Source organism: Actinophytocola sp. NPDC049390 (assembly GCF_044466355.1).
In the GTDB taxonomy this organism is placed as follows: Bacteria; Actinomycetota; Actinomycetes; order Mycobacteriales; family Pseudonocardiaceae; genus Actinophytocola.
This window is the reverse complement of sequence record NZ_JBITMQ010000026.1, coordinates 47,340-65,660: the sequence shown is the minus strand read 5'-3', so window position 1 is coordinate 65,660 and position 18,321 is coordinate 47,340. Positions and strand designations below refer to the sequence as shown.

15 protein-coding genes and 2 pseudogenes are annotated in these 18,321 nt (G+C 66.0%); 12 read left to right on the top strand and 5 right to left on the bottom strand.

Annotation, left to right across the window (positions count from 1 at the left end):
• The 3 genes and pseudogenes from ACIBVP_RS43555 to ACIBVP_RS43545 form a co-directional block, all read right to left on the bottom strand.
• Window positions 1-233 (bottom strand): annotated as a pseudogene (locus ACIBVP_RS43555) (hypothetical protein); the annotation flags it as partial.
• Entirely contained in the window at window positions 230-820 is a 591-nt protein-coding gene (locus ACIBVP_RS43550) for a VUT family protein (protein WP_396112434.1), read from the bottom strand. The gene ACIBVP_RS43550 and the pseudogene ACIBVP_RS43555, both read right to left, overlap by 4 nt.
• Complete coding sequence (locus ACIBVP_RS43545) at window positions 817-1,449, bottom strand: hypothetical protein (RefSeq protein ID WP_396112433.1); 633 nt, start codon at window positions 1,447-1,449, stop codon at window positions 817-819. Before ACIBVP_RS43545 ends, ACIBVP_RS43550 begins: the two co-directional genes overlap by 4 nt.
• A gap of 109 nt (window positions 1,450-1,558) precedes the next feature.
• Between ACIBVP_RS43545 and ACIBVP_RS43540 the strand changes: the two genes are divergently transcribed.
• Window positions 1,559-1,945 (top strand): hypothetical protein, encoded by a 387-nt coding sequence (locus ACIBVP_RS43540; protein WP_396112432.1) that lies wholly within the window; start codon window positions 1,559-1,561, stop codon window positions 1,943-1,945.
• A gap of 55 nt (window positions 1,946-2,000) precedes the next feature.
• On the opposite strand, the gene ACIBVP_RS43535 is transcribed toward ACIBVP_RS43540, so the two are convergent.
• Window positions 2,001-4,553 carry a tyrosine-type recombinase/integrase gene (locus ACIBVP_RS43535; RefSeq protein WP_396112431.1) on the bottom strand — a complete coding sequence of 851 codons (2,553 nt, stop codon included), beginning with the start codon at window positions 4,551-4,553 and terminating at the stop codon, window positions 2,001-2,003.
• 611 nt (window positions 4,554-5,164) lie between these two features.
• Between ACIBVP_RS43535 and ACIBVP_RS43530 the strand changes: the two genes are divergently transcribed.
• Entirely contained in the window at window positions 5,165-5,902 is a 738-nt protein-coding gene (locus tag ACIBVP_RS43530) for a hypothetical protein (RefSeq protein WP_396112430.1), read from the top strand.
• A gap of 354 nt (window positions 5,903-6,256) precedes the next feature.
• Here the strand turns inward: ACIBVP_RS43530 and ACIBVP_RS43525 are convergent, their stop codons facing one another.
• Entirely contained in the window at window positions 6,257-7,198 is a 942-nt protein-coding gene (locus ACIBVP_RS43525; protein ID WP_396112429.1) for a hypothetical protein, read from the bottom strand.
• 108 nt (window positions 7,199-7,306) lie between these two features.
• Here ACIBVP_RS43525 and ACIBVP_RS43520 point away from each other — a divergent pair, with 108 nt between their 5' ends.
• The 10 genes and pseudogenes from ACIBVP_RS43520 (at window position 7,307) to ACIBVP_RS43475 (ending at window position 18,135) form a co-directional block, all read left to right on the top strand.
• The gene (locus ACIBVP_RS43520; protein ID WP_396112428.1) at window positions 7,307-7,666 is read left to right on the top strand and encodes a hypothetical protein; all 360 of its coding nucleotides are present in this window, start codon (window positions 7,307-7,309) and stop codon (window positions 7,664-7,666) included.
• On the top strand, window positions 7,663-9,786 hold the full coding sequence (locus tag ACIBVP_RS43515) for a CHAT domain-containing protein (protein ID WP_396112427.1): 2,124 nt from the start codon (window positions 7,663-7,665) through the stop codon (window positions 9,784-9,786). The genes ACIBVP_RS43520 and ACIBVP_RS43515 overlap by 4 nt, the downstream gene beginning before the upstream one ends.
• A gap of 276 nt (window positions 9,787-10,062) precedes the next feature.
• Window positions 10,063-10,428 carry a hypothetical protein gene (locus tag ACIBVP_RS43510; RefSeq protein WP_396112426.1) on the top strand — a complete coding sequence of 122 codons (366 nt, stop codon included), beginning with the start codon at window positions 10,063-10,065 and terminating at the stop codon, window positions 10,426-10,428.
• A gap of 538 nt (window positions 10,429-10,966) precedes the next feature.
• Window positions 10,967-12,019, top strand: coding sequence for an IS110 family transposase (locus ACIBVP_RS43505; RefSeq protein ID WP_396112425.1), 1,053 nt, complete (start codon window positions 10,967-10,969; stop codon window positions 12,017-12,019).
• A 307-nt stretch (window positions 12,020-12,326) separates the two neighbouring features.
• A pseudogene (locus ACIBVP_RS43500) lies at window positions 12,327-12,821 on the top strand (transposase); the annotation flags it as partial.
• A gap of 97 nt (window positions 12,822-12,918) precedes the next feature.
• Window positions 12,919-13,398, top strand: coding sequence for a transposase (locus ACIBVP_RS43495; protein WP_396112424.1), 480 nt, complete (start codon window positions 12,919-12,921; stop codon window positions 13,396-13,398).
• Window positions 13,399-13,610: 212 nt separating this feature from the next.
• Window positions 13,611-14,225: a Crp/Fnr family transcriptional regulator gene (locus ACIBVP_RS43490; RefSeq protein WP_396112436.1), complete on the top strand. Its 615-nt coding sequence runs from the start codon at window positions 13,611-13,613 to the stop codon at window positions 14,223-14,225.
• Window positions 14,226-14,285: 60 nt separating this feature from the next.
• Window positions 14,286-15,290: a hypothetical protein gene (locus ACIBVP_RS43485; RefSeq protein ID WP_396112423.1), complete on the top strand. Its 1,005-nt coding sequence runs from the start codon at window positions 14,286-14,288 to the stop codon at window positions 15,288-15,290.
• A gap of 5 nt (window positions 15,291-15,295) precedes the next feature.
• On the top strand, window positions 15,296-17,389 hold the full coding sequence (locus ACIBVP_RS43480; RefSeq protein ID WP_396112422.1) for a hypothetical protein: 2,094 nt from the start codon (window positions 15,296-15,298) through the stop codon (window positions 17,387-17,389).
• 119 nt (window positions 17,390-17,508) lie between these two features.
• Window positions 17,509-18,135, top strand: coding sequence for a hypothetical protein (locus ACIBVP_RS43475; protein WP_396112421.1), 627 nt, complete (start codon window positions 17,509-17,511; stop codon window positions 18,133-18,135).
• Window positions 18,136-18,321: the final 186 nt, after the last annotated feature.

Sequence of the window (18,321 nt, the reverse complement as noted above, 5' to 3'; positions counted from 1 at the left end):
CCGTGATCAACAACCACTGCGGAAGGCCCAACGAGCCACAACGGAACTGGCATCTGGGTGAAGCAATGAGACGGTTCCAGACAGGCTGGAGAACCTCCAGAGTCCAGCGCCCACGAACTACTCGCGCGTAGAAGCGAGCGGCGGCCTGCCAGGCGTCGGTGGCTGACCAGGAACGGCACGCCGAGGCCGCGCGCGAGCCACGACGGTTGGTGAATTCCCAGGTAGAACTTCACGTGCGTGTCACCGCCCGACGGGCGAACACGGTCGCGATCTGAAGGGCGGCAAGGGTGAGCACCGTTGCGAGTGCTTTGCCGACGATCTGCCCGGGCACGGCGGTGAAGCCGCCGAAGGCCAACGGCACGAACAGGACGCTGTCGACCACGAGCCCGCCCGCGTTCGATACCGCGACAGCTCCCAGCAGGGACCGATGACGCAGCCTCGTGTAGATCAGCGCGTCCACGATCTCCGACGTGGTGAACGCGACGACACCGGCGGCCGCCATCTGCGGTGAGGCAAACACGGCAGACAGCCCTGCCCCGGCCACGATGCCAACGGCCACTCCGTAGGCGCCGAGCGTGCCGTGGACGAGGTCGCGCGCTGTCAGGCTTGTTCCCGCGAACACCGTTCCGGCCGGAACAACCAATCCAGCGATAACGATCGGCGGCCAGTGCACCGAGACGATGTTCGAGGCGACGACCGAAACCAGGAACCCGGTCATCGCCGCCGCGGCGTGCACCGCGTGCCACGGGCGCACCGTCCAGCCCTCGCGCCTCGGCTGTGTCGGTGTGAGCTGCGGAGGTGAAGTGTTCATGGTGCTCATGCCGCACGCTCACGGTGTCCGTGTTCCGTGGCAGTGACCGGCTCGCCTGAACGGCACGACCACGGCGAGCAGCCATCCGGGTCACCATCTTCCTCAACGCCGTGTGCCGAGTCGGTGGTGATCAGTCGTAGGTGCTTCTTGCTTCTCGACTTGACGGGTGCGTCGAGGTCGACCTGGTCCAGCGGTTGGCAGGAGCGGTGCAGGAAGTACTGCCCGCGCAACTCCTGCCCCTGGCGTGTGGCGTGCGGGTAGCCGTAGCGGATGGCGCGGTCGAACTCGACCGCCTCTGTCCAGCCGTCAGGGTCGTTGTCGCGCACCCAACGCCAGCCCGCGTTGCCGTGGAACGGGCAACCGACACAGGCGGATTTCACCGTCTCCCCGAAGCCGCGTTCATCGAGGTACTCCAGGCAGCGGCTTCGGTCGAACCCGAGATCGAGGAGCGGGAAGACGTTGCGCAGGAACCGCACACCTGAGTCGCGGGCACGGCCGATCTCGTCGGTGCTGATACCGATGGCTTGCTCGGCGTACACGCCGCGCGGCACCCGGCGCGGATGCGGGTAGCCCAGCAGCTCGCGCGCTGCTTTCTTGAGCGGAACGATCTTGTACTCGCTCGTGCTTATCTGCACCACGTTTGACGCGCTGCGCCGGTCTCCGGGCGGCCGTCGTATCCGAAGGGTGGCAGGCGGGGCGGTCTGATTTCGGTGGACTCGGACCTTGTCGGCGTGGTCCAGTTGGAGCGTGACTCTGTCGGTGCACGTGTTCGTCGTTGGCGAGGATGGCAAGCCTGAGGTGCTGGACACCCCGGAGATGGGGGCCGAGCTTGCCGGGTGGGAGTACTGGCGTGCCGTGATCTGGGGGTCGGAAGTGGTCCGTGCGTTGGGCGCCCGGTACTTCCCTGCCCTGGCTGACGCCGATCTGACGGTCTCGCCGGATGAGGTCCCGGGATTCCTGGACGAATGCGCGTTGCTGCGGGCCAACATCGAGGTGGTCGCGCCCCATCCGGACCCCGGTCGGCCGCAGGACTCGCACGGCGAGACCGTTGCCGCGATCTCGCGTCGCCTTTGGAACATCGAAGGCGCGGCCAGACGGGCTGTCGATGTCGGTGGCGGGGTCATCATCTGGTAGCTCGTTGGGCCGGTCGCAGGTTCGACGTGGTCTTGCCAGGTGGCGGCCTCGGGTGTCATGAGTCGGACTCCAGGCGGGTGAAGCTGGGTGGAAGGGGTATGCCGAGGTCCACGGCTGGTCTCCGTGTCCGGCGTTCGGTGTCGTCGCGTTTGGCGCGTAGGAAGGTCAGGGTCATGTCGATGCCCTCGATCTCGCCGGCCCATCCTTCGGCGTTGGCGCGGGCGCGGCGGTCGAGCAGGTCGGCTTCGAGTTCGTCGAGCCGGGCGAGCATCTTCGGGTTGACGTGCAGCATGGGGCAGCGGATGCAGGCGTGTTCGTGCTGGCAGGGTGTGCCGTAGGGGCGCCCACAGGAGCCAAGTTCGACTTTGCGTTTGTCGAAGTGTTCCTCGAACTCGGCCCATTCCTCGCTGGTGGCCTCGCGGTATTCCTCTATCGGTCGGAGCTCGCGGCGGTGGTCGAGGAAGGCCACGTAGTGACGGACGATGTCCTCGTCGAACACGGCGACGTAGCCGCGGGTGGTTTGGATGTTGAGGTGGCCGAGCAGGGCTGCGCCGATGTGGATGGGCAGGCCGCTGTTGACCAGCTCGGTGGCGAAGATCCGGCGGAAGTCGTGGGGCGTGAACCGGGTAGTGCGGAAGCCCGGGTGCTGCTCGGCCAGCTCGGCGCAGCGGCGTTTGATCATGTTCAGGACGGTGCCGCCGGAGATGAGCCGGTCGGTGGACCCGATCCGGCGCTGGAACAGGAACGGCAGGTGGGCGCTCCAGACCTTGTCGTGATGGTCGAAACGGCTCAGCAGCGGGATGCTGCGCCCCGCCTGGGTGTGGCGGCGGATGACTGACGCGATGACATGAAACAGTTCGGCGCTCATCGGGATGACCTGCTCCCGGTCCGTTTTGGACGGTGCGATCACCAGTAGCGCGATGACTTCTCCGTTGGACCGCCGGTATTGGCGGATGCTGAGGTGGGTCAGTTCGCAGAGCTCCTCGATGCGGACGCCGGAGTGACGCAGCGTCTCGACGCAGGCCCAATCCCAGGACGCGGCTTCCTCGCCGGTCTCGATGTGGATCAGCTCGCCGGTAGCTTCGTCGAGCACCCGCACCGGGCTCTGACCGCCGGACCGGCGCCGCCTGTGAAGGTCGTTCTTGGTGATCACCCGCTGGTAGGAGCGTCCGTCCAGCATGAATGTCTCGCCCGGCTTGGCCTGCCGGGCGTGTTCGAGAAGCGTGCGCGCCTTGTCGTAGCGGTCCTCGACGTGCTGGATCAGGATCGGCAGCAGTGGTTGGCGCTGGCGGGTGCGGTCGGCGGTGCGTTCGTTGATCCGGCGTCGGCGCTTGCCTAGGCCGCGGATCTCGCTGGGTGGTATCGGGCAGGGTGCGACCCACTGTGCCCAGCGCTCGGGCTCGTCGGTGGCCCAGGTATGCAGGTCGTAGTAGAAGCTGCGGACGCAGATCACGATGCCGTCGACACCGGCTCGTGGCTTGCCGGCGTTCTTGCCGTCCTCGCGGGTGCTGATCATGTGCCGCCAGGTTGCGTAGACCTCCGGGGCGATACGCAGGTCCGCCTGGTCGGGGTTGATCCGTTCGATCTTCTCCCAGAAGTGATGGGCGACTTCCAGGACCATGTGGGAGATCGAGGCGTAGTCGGTGTCGGCGGACCGGCGGGTGAAGTAGTCGATGAGCAGCTGTCGCACGGACCGGTTGCGGATCGGATAGCGGTCGACCATCTGCTCGATGGTGAGCTGGCCACGGGACAGTGCCGCACGCATGGTGGACGGTGCCTCGGGCGGGAAGTGGCCCATCTGGTGCAGGATGTTCCAGGCCGACAGGCCAGCGAACCGGTTCGATGCCTTCCTCCCGGGGAGGAGAATCGCGCGTGCGCGGCGGGTGTCGTGCCCGTAGTGCAGCAACGCGGCCGGGGTGAGATCAGCGAAGCTGACGCCTTGAACGGTGAGCAGGCAGCACACGTCGAACAGGGCTTCTCGCCGGTGCGCCCACGACAAGTCAGACGCGGCGACCTGCTCGGCGAACTTCTCCAGCAGTGGATCACCTTGGGCCGCAACGAAGAACTTCCCGTACTCCTGGAAACTGTTCACCCGGAACGCCAGCAGCGACGGCTGGATCACGCGAAGGCAGAACAACGACCGCAGGCCCTGCCCCATCGGACTGGCGTCCCACCGTTGCTGCCAGCTCCGGCCTGGGTAGTCGGTCAGGTAGGTCAGGATGATGCCTGCGGCCAGCTCGGGATCGGCCTGGACCCGGACCAGATTCGGGGCGCGCAACGCGGCCAAGGCGACCGAGTGCGCGTCGACCGGGTCGGTCTTGCGGCCGTTGCAGGTCGCGAACACCCGCACCTGCGCTGAGAGTTTCGCCGGCACGTCCAGCACGGGCTCGCCTTCATGGACCAGCCGGTGCGCGATATGCCGACCGACGCCGTTGCAGCCCTCCACCGCCCATATCTGCTCGGTGAACCGGCGCCCGGCCGACAGCATTTCCGCATAGCCGAACTGGTCAGTGCCGAACTTCCCGGCCGTGATCACGTCTCCGAGTTCGTTGATCACCTCGATCGTTGCAGAACGCTTATGCGGATCCATCCCGATAATCACGGGCATCCAGGTCTCCTTGCCTCAACGCGACGATGTCAGCAAGGAGGGCACCGCTACTTCGAGCAGAACAGACCCCTTTCCAGCCACTCCCCGCGCGATGCTCGGTGAGCCGCATGTCATGAGAGAGCCACACCAATGACACCGGCAGGCAGCCGATAGAGGGAACGACTCACCGAGCACCTGGACCACAGTCTGGCCGGACACGATCCTGCCGCCCAGTCTTAAGTAGCAGATGAGCGGCAGTAACGGGCTTCCCGAGGAGCGCTTGGGAGCGGGCTGTGGGAGCAAATTGGGAGCCAGATAGGCCATCGAACGACAGTGAGCTGCGCTCAACTGCTCCGAACAAGCGTACCTTGACCTGCCAGAGTCACATCTGCGCAGGTCAGCGCACTTCTTGATCTACGTTGACACAGTAGAACTCTTCCAACCGTGCTCCAACTGCGCTCAACCGCGAAAAACCGCAGTTCAGAGCGCTGAACTGCACCTGCCGATCCACCCTTCACAGCTCGACTACTATTGACGTTCCTCGGTAGAGATCGCCTCGACGCGAGGCTGACAGCGACCGATCAACAGCGCACAGCGCGCGACGACCACGAGTGGCCCCGCAACACACGCTCATGCCGACGAGCGAGCGCACCGATATTTCGATGTTCGAGGTCGGTACGCTCAAGGACGTGGGTGGGTTGTGGGCGGGAGTGCGGGAGCGAGTCGAGGTACTGGCCGGCCGGCGCGGTGCGTCCAAGATATTCGGTGCGTCCGACCACGGCTTCGCGCTGGCGGCGCCGCTGGCGGAGGAGCAACTCCGTGGCTGGGAAGCACGAGCCGGAGTGACGTTACCGATCCAGTATCGGAGTTTCCTGACCGAGGTGGCTGCCGCCGGGGCCGGCCCGAACTACGGACTGCTCGGTTTCGGAGTGACTGACGGGATCGCGCACTGGGTCGGCGACCCTTGGCGAGGGCCGGAACGGCTCAACCTGCGAACGGTGTTCCCCCATCGGGACGCGTTCCAGCCTGTCCTGCCCGACTCGGTGCCCGAACTCGAGGCAGGGCAGTTCGACACCCCAGCCGCTCACGCCGAGGCCGAGCGCCAGCGCGCGGAACTGGTGCAGACGTTGCAGGAACGGGAAGAGACAGACACCCATGGCACCATCCCGCTAGCCCACCAGGGATGCGGCTACTACGACCTGCTCGTGGTCAACGGCCCGGACGCCGGCCACATCTGGTTCGACGGCCGAGCCGCCGACGGTCCCATCTCCCCACAAACAGACGACGACGGCCGCATCACGTTCGACCGCTGGTACTTGACCTGGCTCGCCCGCGCAGAAGAACAGTGCGCGCCACACGCAACGCCCTAGGGCAAGTGTGGCCGAACACAACGTCCTCTCATGCCGCTGAGCGGCCGCAACCGGGGTCACCGAGGGAGCACGTGGGAGCGGGCTGTGGGAGCAAGCTGGGAGCCAGATAGACCATCGAACGACGGTGAGCTGCGCTCAGACGCTCTGAACAGACGTACGCCGACCTGCCAGAGCCATATTCCCGCAGGTCAGCGCACTTCTTGATCTACGTTGACACAGTAGAACTCCTCCAACCGTCGTTCAACTGCACTCAACCGTGAGTAAGCGTGGTGGTGCCGGCCCACCCGGCGAGTTGGGCATCGGTGAGCGGTTCCCAACGCACGACGCTGGCGTCGGCGTAGTCCAAACCGACGCTCAGGTGTTCCGCGACGCGATCGACCACGTCGGTGTCGATGATGTCCGGGCTCCGCCGAGTGCAGCATCTCGGCGAAGGTGAACACCACGACGCTGGCGACGAGCGCGACCACGTGCCCGCTGACGGCGAACAGCAGGCACGCCACCAGCAGCCCGCCCGAACGGCGGATCGCGGCGGGCGGCGCCGGGCACGGTCTCCGAGCCGCGGCTGGCCCGGACCTGCAGGAGCACGACGAGAACCGTGTTGAGGATCGTCAGTGCGCCGATCGTCCAGGCCGGGGCCTCGGTGCGGTGCACGATCCACAGAGGCAACGCCACGGTCGGCAGCGCGTAGTACGTAATGAGCACACAGACCAGCAGGTAGCGGCGGTCGGTCAGCACGATGCTCCGGCTGGACGCAGCGACGTCCGGCATGGTCAGCAACACCACCACACCGGCGGCGAACGACGCCGAGTTGACGAGCAGCAGCGCCATGTACCCGGCGGGCACGTCGACCTGCAGCACCACGCCAGCACCCGCGGCCCCGACGGCGAACCCCACGTTGGTGACGGCCTCGTACCCGGAGATCGGGGCCCGCGACGCCGGCGAGGTAGGCGCCGCGGACGGCGGAGACCTCGGCCACCGCCACGACGACCATGACCGCGAGCAGCGCAGGAAATGACCGTATGAAGGGGTAAACGGCGAACGCGACCGCGAGGACGACGAGCAACACCGTCCACACCCGACGAACACCGAACCGGTCGCCCGCCACTCCGAGCGGAATCGCGGCCAGGCGCGCGGCGAACCCGCGAACGACAGGCCGAGCGCCGCCCGCGACACCGGCAACCCGGCCACCCGGGTGAGGAACAACGCCGAGACAGTGAGGAACAACCCCGTCTCCACGGAGTCGACGAGAACGAGGAACGCGAGCCGCCGCGGCGGCCCGGACGGAGGAACCCACATGACGCCGCATCGTGTGGCTTTCCCAAGGGGCAAGGTCAACCGGTAACGGCGGCCGTACCCGGTGCGATGGTCGACTCGACCGTGATTCCTGGTGATGTGGGGAGCTTCATGAGCCGGCCGTCGATCGACATCGTGGTGCCAGAGGAACTCGCGACGTTGTTGGTGGCGGACGGCCACGCACAGCCGGCCACCGGCCGGCGAAGCGGTGCCTGGGAGGTCATCGCGTCGTTCGCGACCGGGGGCGCGACCACGGTGTCCCTGCTCCAGATCCCACAGACGGTCGCCTACTTCGCCGACAAGTGCAGGACGCTGGCCGTGCGCAAGCGGGAGAACTCCTCGGCTCCGTACTACATGGAGGCCAAGGGCCCCTACGGTCAGCTGCGCATCCCGATCACGCCGGACACCTCGACCGCGCAGATCGAACGGCTGCTGCGCAGGACGATCTTCAACAAGGACCTGGCGGAATGAGCTTCCTCGGCTGGCTCTCGAGGCAGGCGGTCGCCCGCACCGACCTGACGACGATCGACGCGCTGGACGAGGCGGACGTCGACGATCTGAAGGTCGTCGCCCGGCTGTTCGAGGTCGCCGACCGCGAGCCGGTGTTCGTGGATGCCCTGTCGCACATCGAGAAGACCCTCGCCGAGCATGTCGCGGACCGGCCGGCGTCCTCGACACTCTTCCGGGTGATCTCGTCGAGCCTGCTCGCTGAGGTGGTTCGGCACTTCGCCGACAGGGGCTACGACAACGAGGCACACCGGACGCGGAGCCTCGCCGCCGAGCTGAAGCCCGCCGCACCGGACCTGTGCGTGTTCTACCTGCTGTCCGCGTGCGCGTCCGTCCGGTTCCACCAGCTGCCGCAACGGGTCCCCGACGCGGTCATCCGCGCGCTGCTCGTCGAGTTCGACCTGCTCTCGCGGCGGGTCGACCGGGGTGCGGTGCTCACCGCGGCCGCGAAGGCCACGTTCGCCGCCGGGAACCTGCCGCTGCTGCAGCGGGTGGTCGACCGGTTCGCGACGATCCCGCTCTCGACCGGCTACCAGGCCATTCACGCAATGTTCGAGGGCCAGCTCAGCAAGGCGGCGGGACGCATGGACGACTGCGAGGCGTCGATGACGACGGCCGGCCGGCTCGTGTCCCGGATGACGCGCAAGGATCCGGCCTATGCGGCGGCCAACGCGCAGTGGGACAGGGAACGGGCCAACCGTGACCTGCGTGGCTCTGGCGAGTACGGCGACGCGGCGCTCGAGGACCGGGCCGCGGCCGCGATGGACCGCCGTGACTGGGCCGCCGCCGCCGACTACTACGACGAGCTGACCAGGACACCGAACTCGGACCACCTCCGGGCGACCTTCCGGGTGGTCTCGGAAGGAGCCCGTCTCGAAGCCGGTCACCTCGAGGACGGGCCGTCGCTGCTGGCGTGCGCGCGGCGGCTGGCGGCGGACAACGTGGCGCTGGCGCGGTCGCGGCCCGAGACGGACATGCTGCTCATCTGGTTACTCGGCAAGGCGTTCGAGGTGGACCCGCGCGGACCGGCCGCCGTGTGCGTCGCCGACCTCATCGGCGAGTTCCGCACCGGGGTGGCCGTCGACCACCGGGAGCACAGACCGGTGGCGGGCACGACGGCGGCCGCGGATCTCACACTCGTCGACTTCCTCAGGAGGACACCGGAACTGACCACCGCCGAGGACGTGCCCTTCCTGGACACAGCGGTCGTCTGGACGCACCTGATCGACACCGACGACGGCCCCACGGCGATGGTGTGCACCGTGCCGCCCGGCGCGACCGAGGTCCGGACCCGCCGGGTCCACATCGGCCCGACCGTGTTCGAGATGATCGGGCGCCCGTCGGAGAACCGCGCCGATCTCACCACGCTGTCCGGCGACCTGTTCGCGGACCTCCCGGCGTCATGCCGTCGCGTGCTGGTCGTCCCGGACACCAACGCCTGGCAGCTGCCCTGGCCACGGCTCGCTCCCGGTGACGTGGCCGAGCTGGCGGTGGTCCCGTCCGTCGCGGCGGCCCGCCGCATGCGGCCGCCGTCGCTGTCGGCACACCCCCGGGTCGTCGGCGTCTTTGACGAGTCCCTGGAGGGCGCGACACTGGAGCTGACCGCGCTGTCGGACCTCGCCGACCGCGGTGTCATCGACTTCCGCCGGGTTCACTCAATCGACGAGCTCGGACAGTGCCTGATCGAGGACGAGGTCGACCTGCTGACCGTCGCCGTGCACGGCAGCAGCGGCGACGGCCTCGAGTACCGGATGATGGTGCCGGACGGCACCCAGTCGCCCGCCGCGTTGCTGTCGATGCGGCTCCCGCCGGTGGTGGTGCTCGGCTGCTGCTGGTCGGCCCGCGCCCCGCTGTCCCGGGACACCACCACGGCGTCGGTGGGCTGCCTGGTCGCCGGCGCGTCCACGGTGATCGGCGGCCTGTGGGACGTCGACGACCGCGTCGCGGGTGCCCTGCTGGCCGACACCTACGAACGAACCTTCACCGGCACGCCGTTGCCGACGGCGTTCCGTCAGGCATTCACCGCCCTGGACGAGGACGTGCGGCCACGAGCGGCGGGGCTGGGCCTGTTCGGTCTGCTGTGACGGTCAGCCGCGGCGGGGCTTCGCCGGTGTGGCGGCTGGCCACGGACCGCCTGGAGTGAGAGGACCAGTACGAACCGGTCAAAGCCGAGACGGAGCGGTGGTCCCCCGACCGGGAAGCAGCTGGCCGTCACTGACTCCCTGACGGAGGACGTCCTGGTGCTGGGACCGGAGGCAAGCCCGCGGCGCCCTTCAAGACCGGCTTGTACGCGGCGCAGGAGCTCTACTGGTCGCCGAACGGCGAACACCTGGCAGCCAACGACCACCACCGGCGATGGCGTGGCATGGCTGTGGGACGTCCGCACCGGTGACCTGCGCCATTCGACCACGCTCTCCGGACCGACCGGCATCGTCATCGACACCACATTGGCCTGGTCACCGGACAACACCAAACGCGGTCGTCGCCGCGGACGGGCGGCTGCTGGTCCTCTTCGTCGACGGGACACAGAAGGCACTGCGCGGCCCGGACCGGGACGACGAGGCCGCTGGACCACCGACGGCATCCAGGTCGTCTCGTCACCACCGGACCGCACCTACTTCCAGGTCTCCTGGGCAACACCCGCCGGTACCTGGCGGACCACCACGCTGGAACTCACGCCATGGCGCATCGCCACCAGCATCGACCTCACCGGCACACCGCTCTGAACGCCCCGCCGCGGACGAGCCTTCACGCTGGTGGACGTCCGCGACGCGCGCCGAAGTCGAGCACATCCAAGTCGTGCTCGCCCTACACAAACGCCAGGACTCCTCCACTGGGTGTCCGTACTGCACTGTGTAGTGGTTCGCCATGAGTAGGACGCGGAGGCGGAACTCTCGCCCAAGCGCCGGTCGTAGGCCTCCTCCCACCGCCCGTCGTCAACGCATTCGCCATCACCTTCGGTGACCGCTGGCCGGGAGCCGAGACCTACTGATCTGTGAGTGTGTCGTGCAGCGGTTCCGGTCTGGTCCGCTGCCAGGATCGGCGCCGGTGACCCGGTGTGACTCACTACTGATTTGGCTGTCTCGGCGTGCCCTGTTGTTGACCTGTCCACCGTGGTTGCCGGCACCGGCCTGGCCCACCGGTTGGCCTGATCAGAAGCCTGTCCGCCTCTTGGCGTGACCCCGTCACAGATGTGCCACTGGTGACTCTCACTCAGGCCGGTGCCGACCGTTGACCCGATCCGGAAGGACCAGGCCCGTGCCCATGCTTGCAGACATCGTTGACGCCGTCATTGGTGTTGACACCCATCGCGACGCCCATCAGGTGGAGATCGCGCATCCCACCGGCACCTCGATCGCGACATGCTCGATCCGCAACACCAGCAGCGGCTACGCACAGTTGCTCGCCTGGATCGGCGAACACGCTCCCGGTCCGCGGTGGGTCGCCTCGATCGAGGGCACCCGCAGCTACGGTGCCGGGCTCGCCCGTGCCCTGACCGCTACTGGGATCCTGGTTGTCGAGTGCGAGCAACCCAACCGAAAAGCGCGTCGTGGCAAAGGAAAATCTGACCCGATCGACGCGCACCTGGCCGTGTTGACCGCGCTGCAACTGCCCGCCGACCGACTGCCCACCCCACGCGCTGACGGTGACCGCGAGGCCCTGCGGATCCTGCTGTGCGCTCGCAGCGAACTCACCACAACACTCACGGGGCAGACCAATCGGCTGCGTGCACTGCTACGCGACGGCGACGACTACGACCGTGAACTGGCCCGCGGTCGGCTCAATGACGCCACGCTGGCCGACCTGCCCCGCCGCACAACAGCCGACGGCGCCACCCGCGATCAGGTCATCAGGCAGGCAGAGATCCGCCGCCTCGCCCTGGCTCTACGTGCCGGCCGCCGCGACCTGAAAGCCAACCACAGCCAACTCCAGGCCATCGTCGACGACGTCGCGCCCGGGCTCACTAATCAGCCCGGTATCGGACCAGTCTGTGCAGCCCAGGTCATCGTCAGTTTCTCCCACCCCGAACGCTGCCGAAACGACGCGGCATTCGCCGCCCTGGCCGGCACCAACCCCATCGAGGCCAGCAGCGGCCGCACCGTTCGTCACCGACTCAACCGCGGCGGCGACCGAGCACTCAACAGCGCCATCCACACGATCGCCATGACCCGCATGCGCTGCTGCCCGACCACCCGCGCCTACGTCGCTCGCCGCACCGCCCAAGGCAGGACATCCCGCGAAATCCGCCGCTGCCTCAAGCGCTACATCACCCGACAGCTCTACCGCACCCTCAGCACTGCCATGACGTCCGCCTGACACGACCAGACCAACATCAGCAAGCACGATCCATCAAGTTGACAAACATAGAAGCGTCAACAACGCCGGAAACACCAACTTGTTGGATCTTGGGCAGATGACCGTGGTCTGCAGCCATGATCATCCAGGCCGCGGTTGGGGTCGCTCGGGAAACACCTGTCGCCCTTGGAGGCTGACCGTCGATCGGCATGCGTCCCGACCGTGGCCGCTCCGGTAGGAGTGGCTCGAGAGAGGTCTGCATCGCCCGAAGTTGGTCTGCCCTCCTCACCGGACCCCTTGTCGCCCAACTGGTTGAGGAGTCTCCACATTGGCGTCTGCATCGAAGAATTCGCCTACCTCGGATCGGGTCATCATCGCGGTCGATCCGCACAAGGCGTCTTGGACTGCCGTAGCTGTCGATGCCGAGTTGGTGGCGGTGGCATCGGTCCGGGTTGAGGTCAACCGCGCCGGGTACCGCCAATTGCGGCGTTTCGCGGCCCGTTGGTCCCAGGCGCGGTGGGCGATTGAGGGTGCCGTCGGGTTGGGTGCACCGTTGACCGATCGCCTGTTGGCCGACAGGATCGCGGTCACGGAAGCACCGACCAAGCTCGCCCGCCGCGTCCGTTTGCTCTCCACCGGACATGGCCGCAAGACCGACGAGGTCGACGCCCTCTCGGTGGGCGTGGCCGCCTGGTCGGGTGCGTCATTGCGCACCGTGGAAATCGATGAGCAGATCGCCGCACTGCGGGCGTTGACCGAGCACCGCGACGACCTGGTCCGCCCCCGCACCCAGACGATCAACCGGCTCCACGCCCTGCTGGTCAAGCTCGTCCCGTCCGGGCTGCCTCGCGGCCTCAGCGCCGACACCGCAACCGAGGCGCTGCGGCGCAGCCGCCCCCGAAGACCCGCTGCGCCGCACGTTGCGCCAACTCGCCGTCGAACTGCTGACCGAACTGCGTCGGCTCGATCGGCGCGTCACGGCGGCCACCGAGTCGATCGCCACAGCAGTCGCCGGGTCCGCAACCAGTCTCACCGCTCTGGTCGGCGTGGGCGACCTGCTTGCCGCGAAGATCCTGGCCCGCACCGGCCCGATCCACCGATTCCGCTCTCCGGCGGCGTTCGCCTCATTCTGCGGAGTAGCGCCCATCGAGGTGTCGTCCGGAGACGTCGTCCGGCATCGACTCTCCCGTGCCGGTGACCGCCAACTCAACTACGCCCTCCACGTCATGGCGATCACCCAGATCCGCTACGACACCCGTGGCCGCACCTACTACCAGCGGAAACGCGCAGCCGGTAAGAGTCACAAAGAAGCCCTGCGCTGCCTCAAACGCCGCCTGGCCGACACCGTCTACCGCACCATGCTCCGAGACCGGGTTACCTCTCTGTCGCCAGCCGCTTGACACAGAGAGGTGCCGATCATGGGATAGACCCCGATCCGGCACGTCCGAGCGATCCGAAGCGTCGGCCTTCACCTCCATTCGAGTGATCGTGCAGCGTATTCACTCCTCGTGGCTGATCGACGACTAGACCTGAATACATGTCCGTCCTCAGGCAGCCTGGTCACCCACGTGGCTTCCGGTCACTCGTCTCGGCCCACGTCTGGGCCACGCTCGTGCAGCAGGGGGTGCGCGCCCGGCATGAACCAGGGCAGTTACTGCTTCGCCAAGGAGACCCCGGCGGCTGGATACTGTTGTCCTTGTCCGGACGACTGAAGGTCATCTACGCGGAACCGGATGGCCGCGACCTCGTGCTCGGGATTCGTGGTCCGGGTGACCTCGTCGGCGAGATGTCGGAACGAGAAGGTTTCCCAAGGATGGCGAACGTGACAGCCATCGAACCCGGCATCACGTCGAGAATGTCGGATCTCGCGTTCACTCGACTCGTTCAGCGGCTGGGTGTGGGTTCAGAGCTGAACAGATACATCGTCGGCAAGCTGCGCGCGAGCGCAGCCCATGCCTGGCAACTTGCACACCATACAACGCCAGCCAGACTCGCGGACTTTCTCCAGGCGCTGGTCGAGGCGGCCGGGCCTGACCATTCGACCCCGACAACCATCCCCATGTCCCAGGTCGAGCTCGCGTCCGCCCTCGGCCTCGCCCGTTCTGCAGTCACTCCTGTACTGGCTGAGTGGAAGGCGGCGGGCATCATCGGAGTCGGCCGGGGGAAACTCCAGGTCGTCGACGTCACACGGCTCGCCGAAGCCGATGTGTCCAGTTCTGGACAGTAGAACTCACGCCAACGCGTCACCCTTCGTTCGGCAGACACGCTCAAGAACGGAGGGCCTGACGTGAGCCAGGACAGCGCTGACGACAGCGTAGTAGGGGACGAGTATGTCGCGATACTCGCGGTCGACGTCCGGCGATTCAGTGAACACAACGGTGATCAGCAGAAGACGATCGTGAACCTGCTTCCGGAGATTCTGCAGCAAGCAGGCAAACGAGCAGGCCTCGACGACTGGTGGGACCGGAGCAAGTTCCTGGCTTTCCGCGGTGATGGCTATCTCATCGGAATCCCTCGGGTTCTGATCGGCCCACTGGTTGACAAGTTCTTCGACGCGTTGCAGCTCGAACTGCGGCGAAGGAGGTCCGAGCTGCGGGCCCTCGACGTCGAGATCCGACTCCGCGCCGCCCTCGATCTCGGTCCGGTCCGGTCGTTCGATGCAGAGTTCGCGGACTCCCCCTCGGGAGAGGTCATGGTCAACGCGGCCCGGATGCTCGACGCGGACGCTGTCCGTGCTCTGCTCGAGCGGTCGGACCCGGCTGTCACGTTGGTGGCGGTGGTGCTGTCCAGTTCTGTGATGGAGCAGGTTGTGTCCGCCGGCAGTACTGTGCGCGTGCGCACGGAGTTCGTCGAGGTACCGTTGTCGGTGCCCACGAAAGCCTACGCGAGCACGGGATACTTGAGGGTGCCCGCGCCCTCAGGTGATCTTCTCCAATCAGGGCTCCTGGTAGTCGAGAACGACGGCGAGCCAGAGTCGACGCTCTTCCATGACAAGGTAGCGACGGCACACCAACCGGAGGAGTCGGCGACCGCAGTGTCCAACGAAACCGGTGACATTGCCGGGCTCGCTGTTCTGGCGCGTGACATAGGTGGCGAAGTCCGCGACAGTTCTGTGGGCGAGGCGGGGGCCAACGGAGTAACAGTCACCGGGGACAACAACGTCACAGCGGGCGGTGATCAAACCTATCACCGCCAGGATTTCTCCGGCACGTTCCGCACTCTCGGCGATTCGAACTTCGGGCCAGCCAGCGGCAGCCGCACAGTCCGAGACGAGACCCAGCCGGAGGGGTGACGACAATGAACCCGAGCTACGACGTCGACCAGTTCGGCATCCTCGAGCAGGCGCCGACTGCTGATCGTGAACCTGACCGGCAGTCTCAGGTAACAGACCGGCACGACGGTACACCAGCGTCCCCTATGTCGGTCTCAGGCAACTCAAACGTGACTTCCGCCGGTGACATGGTGGCGCTTTTCATGGGCGACAGTGCCCTCGAGTTCTACGCGAGGGCAGCTGCCGGGAAACGTCAGGGGCGCGGTCTCCTGGATCATGTCGCCCTTCTTCAGCTGAAGAAGAACTACGTGGCCCCAACCGGCCTGCTGTCTCCAGCTGAGGCCGGCGATCAGTCAGCACTGATGATTCTCCAGGAACACAGAGTCCTGGTGCTGACCGCCCGCAACTCCGACGGTGGACAGTTCGCCGCCGGGCTCCGACTCGGGTACAGTCTGCAGTCACAGGAACCCGACCTGGTGGTCCGAGAGGAACTCATCGACGCGGAGTTCCGACTGATGGCAGAAGACATACTCATAGAGAACGAACCAGCTGTGGTATTGGTGGACCTCCGCGGGTCACCGGATGTGATACGGCTGGTTCAGCACACTCTGGTCGAGTTCACCCAGGAGTTGGAGAAGCACAGCAGCTACCTCATCGTCATAGCTCCGTACGACCTTTTCCAACGTTTCCAGAGTGCCTTGCCCGGTCGGGTGCACGAACTGGCGAAACCACCGTACGCGAAAGTTCTGCAGCGTTACCTCGGTGGCGATGATATCACGGCGACCATCGACTCGACCGACCTACACGACCAGCTAGAACAACTGTGGCCGCCACAGCTCAAAGAGATCGCGGACATCGTCGCCGATCGGTTAGCTCGGGGCGAGGACGTGCAACAGGCACTCCGCGAGGCGATGGCGGCACACAAGATTGATCTGCGCGCAGTGATTCGCCACAAGCAGGAGGAAAACGAATCCGAGTGGTTGTCACTGCTACTGTCGGCGGCGCTTCTCGAAGGCGCCTCCCCTGAGCACATCGTGAATGCGGCGGACAAGATGTTGGAGACCAATGGATTGAAGGTGAAGAGTGACGTCGTACCACTATTGCGGCTGAGCGCCCATGCCCGACTCCGGGACCTGGATACCGTCCCGTTCGATCCTGACATCCGCGAGTTCGGTTCACGCGGGTTCGGCACCCACGTGCTCCGCCACTTCTGGCGCGAGCACCCCATCCTCCGCAAGAACATCGAAGCGTGGATCGGACAAATTCCGCGCTATTTCAGCGATCTATCACAAGGTGAGCTTGAACGCATCGCCGACCGCGCGGCCGACCTCGCCACCGAGGCCGGATATCTGCTGGCGGTCACCCTCGCCGAGAAATGGGCGAGCGCTTCAACAAGCAGATCAGCTCAGGCGAAGGAAGCTGACAGCTATCGCCGTTCTGTGGCGGTGCGACTCCTGATCACAGTATCGACCGACACGGCACTTGGCAGACAGACCCGTAACCGCCTTCTGACCTGGTCGAAGGAAGGCGGCACAGACCTGCAGTTGCTGACCGCCCACGTCTGCGAAGGACTCGGCGAGTCTTATCCGCGTATTGCGCTCACGCGGCTCAAGCACCTGGCGAATTCCGACGATGATGACGTACGGGATGCCGTGTTGAGTGCGATGCAACGGATTGGCGTCCAGTTGGGTATGTCCAGTTTCCTGAGGTATCTGTCGGAGTGGTTCGACAAAGCCACACCACCACGTTTGCGTATGCTGACGGAAGCCGTTTCAGCTGTACTCGCGGACCAGGCGGAAAACATTGACACAGAGGCCGCCGAGTCGTTCTGGAGCCAAGCCATCGGCGTGCTATCACCGGAGGAACTACACTCGGCTGTCAGCGCATGGCTGAGCACCGCGGCGACAATGCCGATCGAACAGCATATTCCCATGGTCGAAGCACTGGTGCGGGCCACAAAATCCGAGTATCACCGAATCATCCAGTTGCAGTACGCGAGCCGGATTGATCGACGACTGAGCTTGGACCTGCGCCCACTAGGCGACAAGCCAATCGCCAGCGTACTCGACCTGTTGTGGACCCGGCTTGACGAGGTCCACCCCGTCTGGCTGCGAGGTTGATGTTAACTATGCGGCGGAACCGGACGACGGGAGACGTCGGCCAGCGGCAAATAAGCAGCTCCACCTCGATTCCGTTGTCATTAGCAAGTGCGGATGGATCCCTCCACTTCAGCGCATTCTTGTCCATCGAAGCGAGGTGGTGTCGAGCTGAGCAGGCGACGTCCGCGCTGCTCGACATCGCGTACGCCGACATCGTCAGGCGCGCCGAAGAGGTGTCGAACCGCCGCATCCTGACGGAGTCAGCGCGCCTACAGGGCGAACTCAACAAGGAGCTGTACGAGTGGAAGGAGGTCCCGGGTACGCCTGTGATCGCGCGGGGGTACGACGTGACTGTCGAGACCGACCCCGAACTCGTCACAGCCGTCGAAGCCAGAACGAAAGCAATGCGCCGTCAGCTCGTGCGGTCCTGGGTCGACGAACAGCGCGTTCAACGCACCGATCGTATGAGCACGCTCGTACTCGATCCGTTGCGAGCCACGGCTGCGTGGTACCTGGACAACCAGGACAAGCCGGAACAGGTCGTGACGATCGCGAAGAAGTTTCAGGAGCTGCGCGAAACTCTGGCACCCGAGACATTGGCGGATACCGTGGGCCGACTGCTCGATGAGCTGGTCGCACCGCTCGATCCTGTGCGTCGATGGGGCGTGATCGACGTCGTCGGCAAGTTGTTTCGCGAGAATGATCGTGCAGACCTCGTCGCGCGTTTGGACGCGTGGGGAGCAGACGGTGGCGAACCCAAGCCGTGACCTCCCATGATCACTAGGCACCGGTAAGTCCGCCGGGGACGTTCGGTGCACGGATAACCTCCGGCTAAGTGTCTGACGCTCCAAACGACGACAGCAGAAAGGCACGCGACCCAGGCCGTGGCGTCCATGTGCCGTAGGCAACTGTCGCAGGTCCGGCGGATCTCAGCAGGCTCCATCGAACTGCCA

Bases quoted from the DNA above. Each gene is read 5' to 3' on its own strand.
- ACIBVP_RS43550 (WP_396112434.1), bottom strand. From the start codon at position 820: ATGAGCACCATGAACACTTCACCTCCGCAGCTCACACCGACACAGCCG.
- ACIBVP_RS43480 (WP_396112422.1), top strand. From the start codon at position 15,296: ATGAACCCGAGCTACGACGTCGACCAGTTCGGCATCCTCGAGCAGGCG.
- ACIBVP_RS43505 (WP_396112425.1), top strand. From the start codon at position 10,967: ATGCTTGCAGACATCGTTGACGCCGTCATTGGTGTTGACACCCATCGC.
- ACIBVP_RS43530 (WP_396112430.1), top strand. From the start codon at position 5,165: ATGCCGACGAGCGAGCGCACCGATATTTCGATGTTCGAGGTCGGTACG.
- ACIBVP_RS43535 (WP_396112431.1), bottom strand. From the start codon at position 4,553: ATGCCCGTGATTATCGGGATGGATCCGCATAAGCGTTCTGCAACGATC.
- ACIBVP_RS43520 (WP_396112428.1), top strand. From the start codon at position 7,307: ATGAGCCGGCCGTCGATCGACATCGTGGTGCCAGAGGAACTCGCGACG.
- ACIBVP_RS43515 (WP_396112427.1), top strand. From the start codon at position 7,663: ATGAGCTTCCTCGGCTGGCTCTCGAGGCAGGCGGTCGCCCGCACCGAC.
- ACIBVP_RS43525 (WP_396112429.1), bottom strand. From the start codon at position 7,198: ATGTGGGTTCCTCCGTCCGGGCCGCCGCGGCGGCTCGCGTTCCTCGTT.